Here is a 15,100-nt window from a genome sequence, read left to right on the forward strand (position 1 = left end):
TCCGGGGGCCCTTTTTCATGCCTTGCCGACGATCTCGTCGATCAGGCCGTACTCGACCGCCTCCTGCGCCCCGAGCGTGCGCCCGGCCTGCAGGTCGTCCTCGATCCGGCTGCGGGTCTGCCCGGTCACCTCGACCAGCCGCAGCACGACCTCCTCCAGCTCCCGCAGATGCTGCCCGGCGGCCCGGGTCACCTCGTCGGCGGTGCCGGTGACGCCGGCCGAGCGCGGCTCGGCGAGCTTGAAGCGCGCGTGGCGGTAGGCCATCCGTTTGTCGGCGGCCGCGAGCACGGCGATGACCGCGCCGCCGGCCTGGGCGGTGACCAGCGCGTGCACCGGGGCGGCCATGGTGTCGATCACGTCGATCACCGCGAGCGCGGCGGTGAGCTCGCCGCCGTCGCTGGCCACGTGCAGCTGCACCGGGGCCGGGCCGGCCGCGTCCAGGCTGAGCAGGGCGGCCGCGATGCCGGTGGCGCCCTCGTTGGTCAGCTGGCCGCGGACCATGACGATCCGCTGGTCGAACAGGCGTTCCTCGAGCCATCCGGGCAGGGCCGGGCCGGCGCCGGGATGCTGCGGCGGCCACGGCTCGGGCGAGTGGTGCGGGGGCTGCCCCCACCGCATCGGGTCGTGTCGCAGGTCCACCGGAACCCCTTCCCGTCGGCTGCGGCCAGCGTATCCAGCGCGCGGGCCCGGTATCGACGGCTTCCGCTGTCAGCAGAGGAAGGGCTTGCCCGGCGGGGCCCGGCGTGCTTGCTTGGGAGACAGTGACCAGGGCCACAGGAGGTTGGGATGTCCGAGACGCTGCAGCTGGACCCGGCGAAGACCGCGGTCGTGCTGATCGAGTACCAGAACGAGTTCACCACCGAGGGTGGCGTGCTGCACGGGGCGGTGGCGCCGGTGATGGACAAGACCGGCATGCTGGACAAGACGGTCGCGCTGGTGGCGGCGGCCCGGGCCGCGGGCGTGACGATCATGCACGCGCCGATCACCTTCGCGCCCGGCTACGGCGAGCTGTCGCGGCATCCGTACGGGATCTTGAAGGGGGTCGTCGACGGCAACGCGTTCGTGAAGGGCACGTGGGGCGCGGCGATCGTGGACAGCCTGGCCCCGGCCGACGGCGACATCGTGATCGAGGGCAAGCGCGGGCTGGACACGTTCGCGAGCACCAACCTCGACTTCATCCTGCGCAGCAAGGGCATCGAGACGGTGATCCTGGCCGGGTTCCTGACCAACTGCTGCGTGGAGTCGACCATGCGCAGCGCCTACGAGAACGGCTACCGGGTGATCACGCTGACCGACTGCACGGCGGCCACCTCGCCCGAGGAGCACGACAACGCGATCGCCTACGACTACCCGATGTTCTCGATCCCGGTCGAGGCGTCCGAAGTGGTAGCAGCGCTGTAACGCCGGCGGCCTAGGGTCCGGGCATGCCTGGTCCGCGACGGAGGTCGGCCCTGGTCGCCCGGCTCGCCGGGCGGCCGCCGGGGGCTGCGGCCGGCGGCGGGCCGAGCGCGATCGTCGAGGAGCTGCGCGGGATCATCCTGGACGGGGAGGTGCCGCCGGGTTCCGCGATCCCGGTCGACGCGGTGGCGGCCGCGTTCGGGGTGAGCCGGATCCCGGTCCGCGAGGCGCTGATGACGCTGATCGGGGAGGGGCTGGTCGACCACCGGCCCCACTTCGGCTACCGGGTGACGATGATGACCGCGGCCGAGTTCACCGAGATCTACCTGGTGCGGGAGGCGCTGGAGACGGCGGCGCTGCGGGTGGCGGTCGAGCGGGCGACCGAGGCCGACGACGAACAGGCCCGGGCCGCCCACGGCGCGCTGGACGCGGCCATCTCGGCGTACGACGGGAGGCTCTATCACCGCGAGAGCCGGCGCTTCCATCTCGCGCTGATCCGGCCGTGCCGGATGCGGCGGTTGCTGCACATGCTCGACACCGCCTGGAACATGACCGAGCCGCTGCAGCCGATGTCGCAGCTCGGCGACGCCGCGCGGGCGGTGCTGCACGCCGACCACGCGGGGATGCTGGCCGCGTTCTGCGCCCGGGACGCCGAGGCGCTGATCGCGGTCTTCGCCGAGCACCACCACCGGCTGCAGGCCGCGATCGGCGCGCTGCCGCAGGACACGGGCCTGTTCGAGCCCGGCTGACGCGTGCTCTACATTTCAATGATGACGTACATCATCGCGGAGCCGTGCGTTGATGTGCTCGACCGGGCGTGCGTGGAGGAGTGCCCCGTCGACTGCATCTACGAGGGCAATCGGATGCTCTACATACACCCGGACGAGTGTGTCGACTGCGGCGCGTGCGAGCCGGTCTGCCCGGTCGAGGCGATCTTCTACGAGGACGACGTCCCGGAGCAGTGGAAGGACTACACGAACGCGAACTACGAGTTCTTCGAGGATCTCGGCTCGCCCGGTGGCGCGGCCAAGATCGGGAAGATCGACAAGGACGCGGCGTTCGTCGCGGCCCAACCGCCCGCCGGGGAATAGAGGCTGGTAAGCGGAAGATATACATTTCCGCTCATCACTGTGAAACAGGGGCTACCTAGCGTGAGCCCATGGCCGACACCCCCGAGAGCACGCCACAGGACCTGGTCGAAGCCGCCGGCATGCCGGTCGGCAGCGGCATCATCAAGCCCGGGTACGACCCGCGGCTCACCAATGAGGATCTGGCGCCCCTGCGCGATCAGCACTGGGGCTCGTACAACATCTTCGCGTTCTGGATGTCCGACGTGCACAGCGTCGGCGGCTACGTCACGGCCGGCAGCCTGTTCGCGCTCGGCCTGTCCAGCTGGCAGGTGCTGATCTCGCTGGTCGTGGGCATCACGATCGTCTACTTCTTCTGCAACCTGGTCGCCAAGCCGAGCCAGCGCACCGGCGTGCCCTATCCGGTGATCAACCGGACCGCGTTCGGCGTGCTCGGGGCGAACGTGCCGGCGATCATCCGCGGGGCGATCGCGGTGGCCTGGTACGGGATCCAGACCTACCTGGCCTCGGCGGCGCTCGATGTGGTGGTCCTCAAGATCTGGCCGGACCTGGCGCCGTACGCCGACGTCAACCAGCACGGGTTCCTCGGGCTGCCACTGCTCGGCTGGTGCACGTACGCGATCCTCTGGGTCCTGCAGGCCGCCGTGTTCTGGACCGGCATGGAGACCATCCGCAAGTTCATCGACTTCTGCGGGCCCGCCGTCTACGTCGTCATGATCCTGCTGGCCGGCTACCTGATCTACAAGGCCGGCTGGGGCGCGATCAACCTGAACCTGGGCGAGGTCAAGTACACCGGCCTCGACGCGATTCCGATCATGCTGGGCGCCATCGCGCTGGTCGTGTCCTACTTCTCCGGGCCGATGCTCAACTTCGGAGACTTCTCCCGGTACGGCAAGAGCTTCGCCGCCGTGAAGCGCGGCAACCTGCTCGGGCTGCCGGTGAACTTCCTCGCGTTCTCGATCCTGGTCGTGGTGACCAGTTCGCTGACCATCCCGGTCTTCGGCGAGCTGATCACCGACCCGGTCACCACCGTCTCCCGGATCGACAGCACGTTCGCGATCGTGCTCGGCGCGCTGACCTTCACGATCGCCACCATCGGCATCAACATCGTGGCCAACTTCATCTCGCCCGCTTTCGACTTCTCCAACGTGTCGCCGCAGCGAATCAGCTGGCGGGCCGGCGGCATGATCGCGGCGGTCGGATCGGTGCTGATCACCCCCTGGAACCTCTACAACAACCCGGACGTCATCCACTACACCCTCGAGACGCTGGGCGCGGCGATCGGCCCGCTCTTCGGTGTGCTGATCGCGGACTACTACCTGGTACGACGTCAGCAGGTCGCCGTGGACGAGATGTTCACGATGGCGCCCGAGGGCCGCTACTGGTACTCGAAGGGCTACAACCCGGCCGCGATCATCGCGACGGCCGTGGGCGCGGTCGTGGCGGTCATCCCGGTGCTGGCGACGGGGGTGCCGGGCATGCACACCACGGCCCAGTACAGCTGGTTCATCGGCATGGGCCTCGGCTTGGTCGTCTACCTCGCGCTGGCTTCCCGGTTCCGGGTGGCCGAGTCGAGCCGGGTGGGTTCCCCGGTGGAGCCGGCTGTGCCGGGCCAACGGGCCGCGGGCGAGCCGGTGCCGGCCGGATCGACCGGGAGCGCGACCGTCGCCGAGCCGGCCTGAGATGCACATCCGGGTCGTCAATCCGAACACCACGGAGTCGATGACCGCGCTGATCGAGGCGAGCGCCCGGGCCGTGGCCGGTCCGGGCGTCACCCTCGACGCGGTCACCTCGGTCATGGGGCCGGCCTCGATCGAGAGCCACTACGACGAGGCGCTCGCGGTGCCGGGGCTGCTCGCCGCCGTCGCCGACGGGGAGCGCGAAGGGGTGGACGGCTACGTGGTGGCCTGCTTCGGCGATCCCGGCCTCGACGCGGCCCGCGAGCTGGCGTCGGGCCCGGTGGTCGGCATCGCCGAGGCCGCGATGCACGCGGCCACGCTGGTCGGTCGCGCGTTCAGCGTGGTGACGACGCTCGACCGTACGCGGGGACGCGCGCACGATCTCGCGACCCGCTACGCCCCCGCCGGCGCGTGCCGTGGCGTGCATGCGTGCGACATCCCGGTGCTCGACCTCGGGAGCGACCCGGCCGTGGTGAAACGGGTGGTCGATCTCGCCCGGGCCGCCCTCGATCGGGACGGCTCGGACGTGATCGTGCTCGGCTGCGCGGGCATGACCGACCTGTGCGCGGCGGCCCAGGCCGAGCTGGGGGTGCCGGTCGTCGACGGCGTCACGGCGGCCACCCTGCTCGTCCGGTCGCTGGTCACGCTGGGACTGCGCACCTCGAAGACCGGTGAGTACGCCCGGCCGCTGACGAAGGCGTACGGGGGGATGCTCGTGGATTTCGAAGTCTTATAGCCAGTGGTTGTCGTGCTCGAGGTAGAAGGCGACCCGCTCCTCCTCGCTCATCTCCGAGAGGTGCGTGAGCCCCTCGAAGTAGCCCTCGCGGGGCGCGCCCGGGGAGAAGTGCAGCAGCATCGAGGCCGGCTGGCCCGACTCGTTCTTGAAGCCGTGCACGCCGCCCGCGGGCACGTGCACCCAGTCGCCGGGCTCGGTGTCGATCCACTTCACGCCGTTGTAGATGCGCATGCTGCCGGAGAGGATGTAGAACGACTCCGAGATCGTCCGGTGGAAGTGCGGGTCGGGCCCGGTGACGCCGGGACCGCACTCCCAGCGGTACATCCCGAACAGCCCGCCGGTCGACGGCCCGGTCGACAGGTAGTGGATCCTGGTCCCCTGGTTGGCGATGAGATCGGGCTCGGTCGCGGCGGGACGGTAGACGGCGCTGATCTCGCCCTCGTCCCCGTGGTAGAGCGGCGGCGGATACGTCATGCGCCTCATCATGCGTGAATCGGATGAATGGTGCTGTCCCGGCCGGGGTAACCAGGGCATATGCCCAGGAACCAACCCGACCCCGACCGTTACCCGCCGCTCGATCCGGGCGCGCCGATCCCGGACGACCCGGGCGAGCTCGAGCCGGACGCGCCCGAGCCGCTGCCACCGGCGCCGGTCGAGCCCGTGCCGGAGCCGGTCCCGGTCGAGCCGGTCCCGATCGAGCCGGCGGAGCCGGGCGGGGTGCCGGAACCCGCCTGATAAATCGGATATTTCTTACCGGCCGCCGGCGCGCTCAGCGCCGGCGGCCACATTTCGTTCGCGCAAGGCAACCCGCGGAGGGCGGTGAAACGTCAGGGGTCTGTGAGAGCGAAGGAGGGCACGTGAAGACAGAGCGTGACGAGCAGTTCCACAGCTTCGTGCTCAGCCACCGCGCCCAGCTGGTGCGCACGGCGACGTTGCTGACGGCGGGTGACCAGCACCTCGCCGAGGATCTGGTGCAGTCCACCCTGACCAAGCTCTATGTCGCCTGGCCGGCGTTCCGGCGGGCCGACAACCCGGAGGGCTATCTGCGCCGCACGCTGGTGAACGCGCTGACCGACGAGCGGCGCCGGTGGTGGCGCCGGCACGAGCGCTCGGTCGCCGAGCTGCCGGACCGGCCGCAGTCGGAGACCGGCGGGACCGACGACGGGAACGACGGGATCCGGGCCGCGTTGCGCGAGCTCCCGCCCCGGATGCGAGCGGCGCTGGTGTTCCGCTACTTCTACGACCTAGGCGTCGCCGACACCGCCGACGCCCTCGGCTGCTCCGAGGGCACGGTGAAGAGCCAGACCGCCAAGGCGCTCGAGCGCCTGCGCGACGTGCTGGCCCAGACCGACATTCCCCTGACAGGAGTCATCCGATGATGGATCTGCACGACCGGCTCTCCGCTCTCGCCGGCCCGGCCGGCTCGACCACAACCGACCAGGCGGACGCCGACGTGATCCGCGGCCGGCGGGCGCTGCTGCGCCGGCGGGCCGCGCGCGGCGCCGGTGCCTCGGTCTTCGCGGCCGCCGCCGTCGCCGCGGCGATCAGCTACGGCGTCTCGGGCGGCAACGGCGCCGCGTCGTCGCCGTCCGGCGCGACGGCCGCGGGGTCGCCGGCCACCGGCTCGCCGGCTACCGGCTCGCCCGCCGTGGTCGCCACCCGGCTCGTCGCCTACCGGGGCGAGCAGCCGAAGGGCTTCACGATCGACAAGGTGCCGGCCGGCTGGGAGGTGCAGGGCGGCAACGCGGCCGCGCTGACCATCGCGCCGGTCGGCCTCGAGGACAAGAACCCGGACAGCTTCGTCGACAAGATCGCGATCATGCTGCAGTCGGCCGACGACAAGTCGCAGCCGACCGGGACGGCGGTCACGGTCGCCGGCAACCCGGGCGTGATCAACCCGGGGCTCGGCACCGACCACGGCAAGAACCTGTGGGTGAAGGTGCCGGCCAAGGGCTGGATGCTGGTGCAGATCTGGGACGCCCGCGGCTGGTCGGACGCGAAGATCGTCGAGTTCGGGGCCGGCATCCACGTGCTGCCGGGCGCCGTACAGGGCCACGGCTGAGGCGGCCGGCGATCAGGTGACCGTGACCGAGATGGTGTGACGACCCGTCGCGCCGCTCGGGAACGGGGTGGCGCGGGCCGCCGGCTGCACCGCCCCCGTGCCGTCGGTGGCCCGCACCGAGATCGAGTGCGGGCCCGCCGTCGCGGTCCACGAGTAGCGCCATTGCACCCAGGTGTCGGCGGACGGCACCGGCAGCAGCTCGGCCCGGGCCCAGGCGCCGCCGTCGACGCTGACCTCGACCGCGCGGATGCCGCGATGCTGGGCCCACGCGACGCCGGCGACGGTCACCCGCCCGGCCGGCAGCCGGTCGAACGGACGCGGGCGGTCGATCCGGGAGGCGGTCTTCACCGGGCCGTCGGCGGCCCAACCCCGTTTCACCCAGTACGCGTCGAAGCGGTCGAACCTCGTCAGCTCCAGCTCGGTCAGCCACTTGCAGGCGCCCGCGTACCCGTAGAGGCCCGGGGTCAGCATCCGCACCGGGAACCCGTGCTCGAGCGGCAGCGGCTCCCCGTTCATGCCGACCACCAGCATCGTGTCCCGGCCGTCCAGGGCGGTGGCCACCGGCGTCCCGATCGTCATTCCGTCCACCGAGCGGGCCACCAGCTGGTCGGCCGCGGCCGCCACCCCGGCCTCGCGCAGCAGCGGCGCCAGCGGCACGCCGAGCCAGCGCGCGGTGCCGACGTAGGGCCCGCCGACCTCGTTCGAGACGCAGTTGAGCGTGACGTCCCGCTCGATCAGCGGCCGCCGCAACAGGTCGGCGAGGGACAGTCGCAGCTCCCGGCCGACCATCCCGTGCACCCGCAGCGACCAGGCATCGGGGTCGATCCGCGGCACGGTCAGCGCGGTGTCGACCCGGTAGAAGGCGGTGTTTGCAGTCCGGAAGCCCGGCGCCACGCCGGCCGGCAGCGGCGGAGCCGGGTCGGCCGCGGCCGGCAGCCGGATCGCCTCCCGGGACCGGGCCGCCGCATCGCCGCGAGACCGCTTGACCAGCGTCGCGCCGCCTTCGGCGGCCACCGCGCCGGCCGCGACGAGGGCGGCCGCGCGGAGAAAGCGGCGCCGCTCGAGCGACCGCATGGGCGCCGGCGTGCCGGTGGGCCCGGCGGAAGAGAAGGTGGAGGAAGCGCCGGTGAGGGAGGGCCGGGTCAGCGACCACAAGACGAGGCCGGCGACCGCGGCGGCGAGCAGGGCCGGGACGGCGTCGAACGGAACGGATGCCGGCCGGGACAACGCGGCCGCGACCCCGGCCAGCCCGAGCAGGCCGGCCCCCGCCGGGATCACCCAGCGGCGCCGGCGGCCGAGGGCGCCGGCCGCCGCCGCGACCAGGGCGACCACCACCGCGATGCCGGTCAGCAACGCCGGCTTGTCGTGCGTGCCGAGCTCGCGGATCGCCAGCTCCTTGACCGCGGCCGGCGTCGCGTCGACGACCGCGCCGCCCACCGCCACCAGCGGGCCGGCGGCGGGCCGGGTCACGGCCGCGAGCAGTTCCGCGGCCGCGACCCCGAAGCCGGCGGCGAGCACGCCGGCGATCGCGCCCTTCATCACTGCTTCGGCATCAGGACGGTGTCGATGATGTAGACGTTCGCGTTGGCCGTCTGCACGTTGCCGCAGACCACCGAGGCGTCGCCGTTCACCTTGAAGTCCTCGCCGCTGCCGCTGACCGTGAGCTCGCCGCCCTGCAGCGTCTTGTGGCTGCCGGCCAGGTCGGTGGGGGTCAGCTTCCCGGGCACCACGTGGTAGGTCAGGATGCTGGTCAGCGTCTTCTTGTCGGCGAGCACCTTCTTGAGGTCGGCGGCCGGGATCTTGTTGAACGCGTCGTTGGTCGGCGCGAAGACGGTGATGCCGTCGGCCGAGTTGAGCGAGTCCACCAGACCCGCCTGCTTGACGGCGCTGACCAGGGTGGACAGCAGCGGGTTGCCGGAGGCCGCTGTCGCCACCGGCACCTGGGCCATGGCCTCGAAGCTGCCCTTGTTCGACGGGTCGGTCGGCACCGCGGCGCAGCCCGGCCCGAAGTTGGTCATCGCGTCCATCATCGACGGCGACGCGCTGGCCATCGGCGACGGCGCGGTGGTGGTCGCCGCGGGCGCGGCGGACGACGAGCCGGACGAGGAGTCGTCGCCGCAGGCCGCCACCGAGATCGAGAAGAGAGCGGCGGCGGCCAGGGCGGCAAATCGGGTCGTACGCATTTCGTTCCTCCAATGTCAGGACTTACATCCTTTATTCGGAGCGAAGTGCGTCGTGGCGACGTGCGATCTCAAGTTATTTTCAGAGCGGCGACCATCGGCAGCGTCGGCGTCGCCGAACCGCCCGGCGGCTCGAGCGTGACGCCCACGCCGGAGGCCTGGTCGATGCCCTCGACGATGCGTACGGCCGCGGTCTGCCCGGTGTCCAGCGCGCCTTCCGAATGCGCCGCCCCGCCACGAACCGTCCACAGCTGATAGACCCGGCCACCCGGGACGGAGTCCGCGGCCAGCATGATCACGCCGGCGTTGCGCAGCCGGGAGACGGCGACCGTCACCCGTCCGCCGCCGGTCACCACCTGGTCGCGCACCACCAGGTCGGGGGCCGCCAGCACGGCGCGCACCTGGGCCTCGTCGGCTCGGGCCGCCTCGGCGGCCGCGTGCTCACGGCGTACGCGCTGATCTTGAACGGCGTAGGTGACACCGCCCACCGCCACCACCGCGGCGGCCGCGGCCGCCCACCGCCGCCACCGCATCGCCGGACGCGCCGCCCGCGCCGGACGCGTCTCCGGCGCCAGCTGCCGGGTCGTGCGCACCGCCGCCATCACGTTCGCCCGCAGCCGCGGCGGCGGCACCGACCAGGCGCCCGCCGCCAGCCGGGCCGACGCCTCACGCAACTCGTCGACCTCGGTGCGGCACTCCTCGCACTCACGCAGATGCCGGTCGAACGCGGCCCGCTCCACGTCGTCGACCGCGTCCAGGGCGTAGGCGCCGATCAGGGAATGGATGTTCATGCCGCCGCCCCCAGGCAGTAGCGCAGCCGGACCAGGCCGTCCCGCATGCGAGCCTTCACGGTGGTGAGCGAGGTGCCGAGCAGCTCGGCCACCTGCGCGTACGTGTGACCCTGATAGTAGGCGAGGGTGACCGCCTCGCGCTGGAGCTCGGTGAGGTCGTCCAGGCAGCGCCGCACCTGCTGGCGCTCGAGCCGCCCGGTGACCTCGTCGGCCACCGCGTCGTACGGCGTGTCGATCGACCCCGCGCCGACCCGCATGTCCCGCGCGGTCGCCGCCTGCTCGGCGCGCACCCGGTCGACCACCCGCCGGTGCGCGATGGTGAAGACCCAGGACGTGGCCGAGCCGCGGGCCGGGTCGAAGCGGGCGGCCGTGCGCCAGACCTCGACCAGCACCTCCTGGGCGACCTCCTCGGCCTGCGCCGGGTCGCGCAGCACGCGCCGGATCAGCCCGTAGACCCGGGCCGCGACCAGCTCGTAGAGCCGCTCGAACGCCTGCTCGTCACCGCGCGCCACGGCCCGCAGCAGCTGACCGGGGTCGGGCGGCGCGTCCGGCACCGCCGCCAAATGGTCCGGCCGCCGGCCGATGCCGGGTTCCGTCATGAATCCGCCTCTCGCCGCACACATCTCTCGCCGGAGATTCGGAGCGGCGGCGGCCGAGGATAGGTCGGATCACCAGCCGCGTTCGCGCCACTCGGCGAGCGACGGCCGCTCGGCGCCCAGCGTCGAGTCGCGGCCGTGCCCCGGGTAGAACCAGGTGTCGTCACCCAGCTTGCCGAAGACCTTGGCCTCGAGGTCGTTCATCAGCGAGATGTGGTCCTCGACGGTGACCGTCTTGCCGTGGCCGCCGGGGAAGAGGCTGTCGCCGGTGAACAGGTGGCCGTGGCCCTCCGGGTCGCGGTAGAGCAGCGCGATCGACCCCGGGGTGTGCCCGACCAGATGGATCACCTCGAGCGCGCAGTCGCCGACGGTGACCGTGTCGCCCTCGGCCAGCGTGCCGGTCACCACCGGGATCTCGGCGGCGTCGTCGGCGTGCGCCAGCGAGCGGGCCCCGGTCGCCTGCACCACGTCCTCCAGGGCCTGCCAGTGGTCGCCGTGCCGGTGGGTGGTGACGACGGTGGCCAGGCCGCGGTCGCCGATCAGCGGCAGCAGCGTGTCGTCGTCGTTGGCCGCGTCGATCAGCAGCTGCTCGTCGCCGCAGCGCAGCAGGTACGCGTTGTTGTCCATCGGGCCGACCGAGACCTTGGTGATGCTCAGGTGGCCGAGGTCGCGGACGGCGGGCGCGCCGCCCCGGGTGACGTCTCCGGTGTAGGCCATGGTCACTTCCACCTCACGGGTGTCGGGAGCTCGCCGTCGGGCGAGACGGTCAGGTCGCCGCCGTCGCCGCGGCCGGACAGCCAGGCGGCGAGCGACTTGGTCGGGCCGCCGACGACCGGCGCGTGGTCGTCGGCGCCGATCGTCAGCGGATGGTCGATGCCGTACGGGCGCAGGACCATCGGCGGCGCGTCCGGGCCGGCGCCGGTGACGATCTCGCGGAGCAGCCGCAGCGCGAACGCGTCGGACCAGTCGGCCGGCGTGTAGCCCCGGCCGAGGTCGACGTGGTGCACCTCGACCTCGCGCAGCCGCGCCCACGGCACCCCGGCCGCCGGCAGCTTGATGAACTCGAGCCGGAACGTCCACGCCTCGGCCGGCATGGCGGCCGCCGCGTCGGCGAACCGCTCATGCGACTCGCGGATGTCCTCGACGTGCTCGCGCAGCGGCCGGCCGGCGCCGGCGTCGATCTCCGAGTCCCGCTGGCCGGGCGCGTACGCCTCGGCCGCCACCCCGGTGCGGGCCCCGGTGAGCAGCCGCGTGTACATGTCGGCGTTGCGCGCGACGTGGGTCAGAACGTGCCCGACGGTCCAGCCGGGCAGCAGCGACGGCGCGGCGACCGTCGCGGGGTCGAGGTCGGCGGCCGTGCGCAGCAGGGCCTCGGTGGCTCGGTCGACCTCGGTGAGAAGCACGAGCGGATCCATCGTCACGAGCAAACCCTAGTGGACCCTAATTCGCTTTCGCTGGGGTAGTGGTGACCGTACCGTCGGTGGCAGACGCGCCGACCGACCCGCGGAGGAGGTGGGGAACGTGCTGTTCGTCTCGATTGCGTCCCTTCACCCGGAGGCCGCCGCCTGACCACCCGGCCAGGCGCCCTCCCGTCCCCGCAAAGGGTTCCCATGTCGCACGACCTGTCCCGGCTCGGCTGGGACGACTCCCTCGCATCCTCCTACCGTCCGTTCGACCGTCCCGACGCCGCGCCCGCCCGGGTGCTGCGGGCCGGCCGCGGCGTCTGCACCGTGCTCGGCGAGTCCGGCGTCCTCCGCGCCAGTCTCGCCGGCGGGGTGCTGCTCGCCGCCGCGCACGACCCGGTCAAGCTGCCCTGCGCCGGCGACTGGGTGGTGACCCGGCACTGGCCCGATCGCCGGGTGACGCTCGAGGCGGTGCTGCCCCGCCGTACCGCGCTGATCCGCCGCACCTCCGACAAGGACGCCACCGGCCAGCTGCTGGCCGCGAACATGGACACGGTGGCGGTGGTCGAGCCGATCCATCCCGAGCCCGACGACGCCCGGGTCGAACGGTTGCTGGCCCTGGCCTGGGAGTCGGGGGCGAAACCGCTGCTGGTCCTGAGCAAGACCGACACCGCGGCCGATCCGTCGGCCGTGGCCCGCCAGCTCGCGGAGCTCGCGCCGGGCGTGCCGGTGGTTCCGGTGAGCGTGCGCGGCACGCCGGGCGTCGAGCAGTTGCGGGCGTACGTGGCGGACGGCCGCACCCTGGCGCTGCTCGGCCGCTCCGGCGCCGGGAAGTCGACGCTCGTCAACGCCCTGGCCGGGGCGGCGGTGATGCCGGTGCAGGCGATCCGCGACGCCGACGGCAAGGGCCGGCACACCACCGCCTACCGCAACCTGGTCCCGCTGCCCGGCGGCGGCGCGGTGCTCGACACCCCCGGCATCCGCGGGGTGGGCCTGCTCGACACGGCCGAGGGGCTCGACCGGGCCTTCGCCGACATCGCCGAGCTGGCCGCGCACTGCCGGTACGGCGACTGCCGGCACGGCGCCGAGCCGGGCTGCGCGGTCCGGGCCGCGCTCGACGCCGGCGCGCTGACCCCGCGCCGGCTGGCCAGCTGGCGCAAGCTGCGGCACGAGGTCGAGGTGGAGAGCGCCCGCCAGCAGGCCCGGATGGCTACCGCCGGTCACCGTCGCCGGAGGCACTGACAAGCATCTGCCACAATCGTGCGATGCAGGCGGCGGTCGAGGACGAAGTTGCGCCCGCCGTCCCGGCGGAGCGGATGCGCAACCGCGCCGATCTGCTGGCGCCGCTGAGCTACCTGGTGCTCGCGGTGCTGGTCATGATCCGGCTCTGGCTCGACCCGGCCGGCCGGGTTCTTTCCAGCAACGACGACGACCACGGCTTCTTCCTGTACGTGTTCGCGCACGGCGAGCGGGTGCTGTTCCACGGCGACAACCCGCTCTTCGACGGCCGGATGAACGTGCCCGACGGCGTCAACATGATGGCCAACACCACCGTGCTGGCGATCACCCTGCCGCTGGCGCCGGTCACCCACTTCCTCGGCCCGGCGGTGTCGCTGGTGCTGGCCCTCACGCTGGGCCTGGCCGGCACCGCCTACGCCTGGTACTGGGTGCTCTCCCGGCACCTGGTGACCAGCCGGGCCGCGGCCTGGGTCGGCGGCCTCTGGTGCGGCTTCGCGCCGGCGCTGGTCTCGCACGCGAACGCGCACGTCAACTTCGTCAGCCAGTACGTGACGCCGTTCATCGTCTGGCAGGTGCTGCGCCTGCGCGAGCCCGGGCGGGCGGTGCGCGGCGGCGTGATCCTGGGGCTGTTGATCACCCTGCAGGTCTTCATCAACGAGGAGACCCTGCTCTTCACCGCTCTCACGCTGGGTGCGTTCGTCATCGCGTACGCGCTGATGCGCCCCCGCCTCGCGATGCGTGCCGCGCGGCAGTTCCTGGCCGGCCTCGGGGTCGCGGGGGTGACCGCCGGCGTGCTGCTCGCGTATCCGCTGTATTTTCAGTTCACCGGGCCCGGCAGCTACCACGGGCAGCCGTTCGAGGCCGGCAAGTACGTCACCGACCTGTTCGCGGTCGGCGCGTTCGCCCGGCAGTCGCTGGCCGGCAACGCGGCCCTGACCCGGCATCTGAGCGTCAGCGGCACCGAGGACAACACGTTCTTCGGCCCGATCGGCCTGCTCATGATCGTCGTGTCGGTGGTGGTGCTATGGCGGAACGTGGCCGCCCGTGCCGCCGCGATCGCCGGGCTGGTGCTGCTGGTGGTCTCGATGGGACCGACCCTCAAGGTCGCCGGGGCGGACACCGGCATCCCGCTGCCGTTCGGCGCGGTCAGCCATCTGCCGATCATCAACCTGGTGAGCGTGACCCGGTTCGGCATGGTCGCGGCCACGATCGCCGGGGTGCTGCTCGCGCTGGCCACCGACCGCCTTTCCTCCTTCAGTGTGCGAAAGCGCCGCTGGTTCGTCGCGGGACTGCTGCTGGCCCTCGTGCCGCTCGCCCCCAAGCCGCTGCCGACGGTTCCGGCCTCTCCGCTGCCCGCCTTCATGACCCAGAACCTCTGGCGCCCGTACGTCGCGGACGACCGCACGCTCGTGACGGTTCCCCTGCCCGAGGTCACCACCGGCCGGGAGGGGATGCGCTGGCTCGCCCTGTCGGGTTTGTCGTACAAATCACCCCGCGGCTACTTCATGGGCCCCGCGAATCCGCCCCGGGACCGCACCGGTTCCTGGAACGCCCCGCCCCGCTACACCTCGGATCTGCTGTGGCGGGTGCGCGAGTTCGGGCGGCCGGCGGTGCTCTCGGCGGCCGACCGGGAACGGATCACGGCCGACCTGATCTTCTGGCGGGCCGGCGCGGTGGTGCTGATCCCCGGCAGCCGCAATGAAGAGGCGTTGCTGGCCACGCTCACGTCCGCGCTGGGCACGCCGGCACGGGTCGGCGGAGTGGACCTGTGGGACGTACGCTCACTTCCGGTTCCCTCTGCTGGGTGAGATTGCCGCGCCTGATCTGCGGGAATGTGCGGCATGTGACAGGCGCTGCACCTAGGCGGGCCGGTTCCGGCGAAAACTTGTCGTACCCCATGGCTAGAGTGGCCGCGGCTCTGCTCGTTT

The 15,100-nt window shown here is 72.3% G+C and carries 18 protein-coding genes; 10 read left to right on the forward strand and 8 right to left on the reverse strand.

Translation table 11 applies throughout. The features are described 5' to 3' along the window. Window positions 1–15 precede the first annotated feature (15 nt). Window positions 16–639 (reverse strand): ATP-dependent Clp protease proteolytic subunit, encoded by a 624-nt coding sequence (locus ACQP2F_RS10265; protein ID WP_433302824.1) that lies wholly within the window; start codon window positions 637–639, stop codon window positions 16–18. Between the two features lie 147 nt (window positions 640–786). Here ACQP2F_RS10265 and ACQP2F_RS10270 point away from each other — a divergent pair, with 147 nt between their 5' ends. From ACQP2F_RS10270 to ACQP2F_RS10290, 5 genes are all read left to right on the forward strand, one after another. Continuing rightward, window positions 787–1,401, forward strand: coding sequence for a cysteine hydrolase family protein (locus tag ACQP2F_RS10270; RefSeq protein WP_433302826.1), 615 nt, complete (start codon window positions 787–789; stop codon window positions 1,399–1,401). A gap of 23 nt (window positions 1,402–1,424) precedes the next feature. Next, entirely contained in the window at window positions 1,425–2,147 is a 723-nt protein-coding gene (locus ACQP2F_RS10275) for a GntR family transcriptional regulator (protein ID WP_433302828.1), read from the forward strand. A 21-nt stretch (window positions 2,148–2,168) separates the two neighbouring features. Continuing rightward, window positions 2,169–2,489 (forward strand): ferredoxin, encoded by a 321-nt coding sequence (gene fdxA, locus ACQP2F_RS10280; protein WP_433302829.1) that lies wholly within the window; start codon window positions 2,169–2,171, stop codon window positions 2,487–2,489. 68 nt (window positions 2,490–2,557) lie between these two features. Next, complete coding sequence (locus ACQP2F_RS10285) at window positions 2,558–4,168, forward strand: NCS1 family nucleobase:cation symporter-1 (protein WP_433302831.1); 1,611 nt, start codon at window positions 2,558–2,560, stop codon at window positions 4,166–4,168. 1 nt (window position 4,169) lies between these two features. Beyond that, entirely contained in the window at window positions 4,170–4,901 is a 732-nt protein-coding gene (locus tag ACQP2F_RS10290) for an aspartate/glutamate racemase family protein (RefSeq protein ID WP_433302833.1), read from the forward strand. Here ACQP2F_RS10290 and ACQP2F_RS10295 read toward each other — a convergent pair. Next, entirely contained in the window at window positions 4,896–5,375 is a 480-nt protein-coding gene (locus tag ACQP2F_RS10295) for a cupin domain-containing protein (RefSeq protein ID WP_433302835.1), read from the reverse strand. The genes ACQP2F_RS10290 and ACQP2F_RS10295 overlap by 6 nt on opposite strands. 60 nt (window positions 5,376–5,435) lie before the next feature. Between ACQP2F_RS10295 and ACQP2F_RS10300 the strand changes: the two genes are divergently transcribed. From ACQP2F_RS10300 to ACQP2F_RS10310, 3 genes are all read left to right on the forward strand, one after another. Then, entirely contained in the window at window positions 5,436–5,636 is a 201-nt protein-coding gene (locus ACQP2F_RS10300; RefSeq protein ID WP_433302837.1) for a hypothetical protein, read from the forward strand. Between the two features lie 122 nt (window positions 5,637–5,758). Further along, window positions 5,759–6,280 (forward strand): SigE family RNA polymerase sigma factor, encoded by a 522-nt coding sequence (locus tag ACQP2F_RS10305; RefSeq protein ID WP_433302839.1) that lies wholly within the window; start codon window positions 5,759–5,761, stop codon window positions 6,278–6,280. After that, window positions 6,277–6,963, forward strand: a complete 687-nt coding sequence (locus ACQP2F_RS10310; RefSeq protein WP_433302842.1) for a hypothetical protein — start codon at window positions 6,277–6,279, stop codon at window positions 6,961–6,963. The genes ACQP2F_RS10305 and ACQP2F_RS10310 overlap by 4 nt, the downstream gene beginning before the upstream one ends. Before the next feature lie 12 nt (window positions 6,964–6,975). Here the strand turns inward: ACQP2F_RS10310 and ACQP2F_RS10315 are convergent, their stop codons facing one another. The 6 genes from ACQP2F_RS10315 to ACQP2F_RS10340 form a co-directional block, all read right to left on the reverse strand. Continuing rightward, the gene (locus ACQP2F_RS10315) at window positions 6,976–8,502 is read right to left on the reverse strand and encodes a molybdopterin-dependent oxidoreductase (protein WP_433302845.1); all 1,527 of its coding nucleotides are present in this window, start codon (window positions 8,500–8,502) and stop codon (window positions 6,976–6,978) included. Next, entirely contained in the window at window positions 8,502–9,146 is a 645-nt protein-coding gene (locus ACQP2F_RS10320) for a fasciclin domain-containing protein (protein ID WP_433302847.1), read from the reverse strand. Before ACQP2F_RS10320 ends, ACQP2F_RS10315 begins: the two co-directional genes overlap by 1 nt. A 68-nt stretch (window positions 9,147–9,214) precedes the next feature. Then, the gene (locus ACQP2F_RS10325) at window positions 9,215–9,934 is read right to left on the reverse strand and encodes an anti-sigma factor (protein ID WP_433302848.1); all 720 of its coding nucleotides are present in this window, start codon (window positions 9,932–9,934) and stop codon (window positions 9,215–9,217) included. Next, the gene (gene sigK / locus ACQP2F_RS10330; protein ID WP_433302850.1) at window positions 9,931–10,533 is read right to left on the reverse strand and encodes an ECF RNA polymerase sigma factor SigK; all 603 of its coding nucleotides are present in this window, start codon (window positions 10,531–10,533) and stop codon (window positions 9,931–9,933) included. Before sigK ends, ACQP2F_RS10325 begins: the two co-directional genes overlap by 4 nt. Window positions 10,534–10,602: 69 nt before the next feature. Continuing rightward, a complete protein-coding gene (locus tag ACQP2F_RS10335; RefSeq protein ID WP_433302852.1) occupies window positions 10,603–11,247 on the reverse strand; it encodes an MBL fold metallo-hydrolase in 645 nt (214 codons plus the stop codon). 2 nt (window positions 11,248–11,249) lie between these two features. Continuing rightward, window positions 11,250–11,951, reverse strand: a complete 702-nt coding sequence (locus ACQP2F_RS10340; protein ID WP_433302853.1) for a maleylpyruvate isomerase family mycothiol-dependent enzyme — start codon at window positions 11,949–11,951, stop codon at window positions 11,250–11,252. Window positions 11,952–12,140: 189 nt separating this feature from the next. On the opposite strand from ACQP2F_RS10340, the gene rsgA reads away from it, so the two are divergent. Beyond that, window positions 12,141–13,175, forward strand: a complete 1,035-nt coding sequence (gene rsgA, locus ACQP2F_RS10345) for a ribosome small subunit-dependent GTPase A (RefSeq protein ID WP_433302854.1) — start codon at window positions 12,141–12,143, stop codon at window positions 13,173–13,175. A 23-nt stretch (window positions 13,176–13,198) separates the two neighbouring features. After that, a complete protein-coding gene (locus ACQP2F_RS10350; RefSeq protein WP_433302856.1) occupies window positions 13,199–14,980 on the forward strand; it encodes a hypothetical protein in 1,782 nt (593 codons plus the stop codon). The last annotated feature ends 120 nt before the right edge of the window (window positions 14,981–15,100 follow it).

Source organism: Actinoplanes sp. CA-030573 (assembly GCF_050951115.1).
Taxonomy (GTDB): domain Bacteria; phylum Actinomycetota; class Actinomycetes; order Mycobacteriales; family Micromonosporaceae; genus Actinoplanes.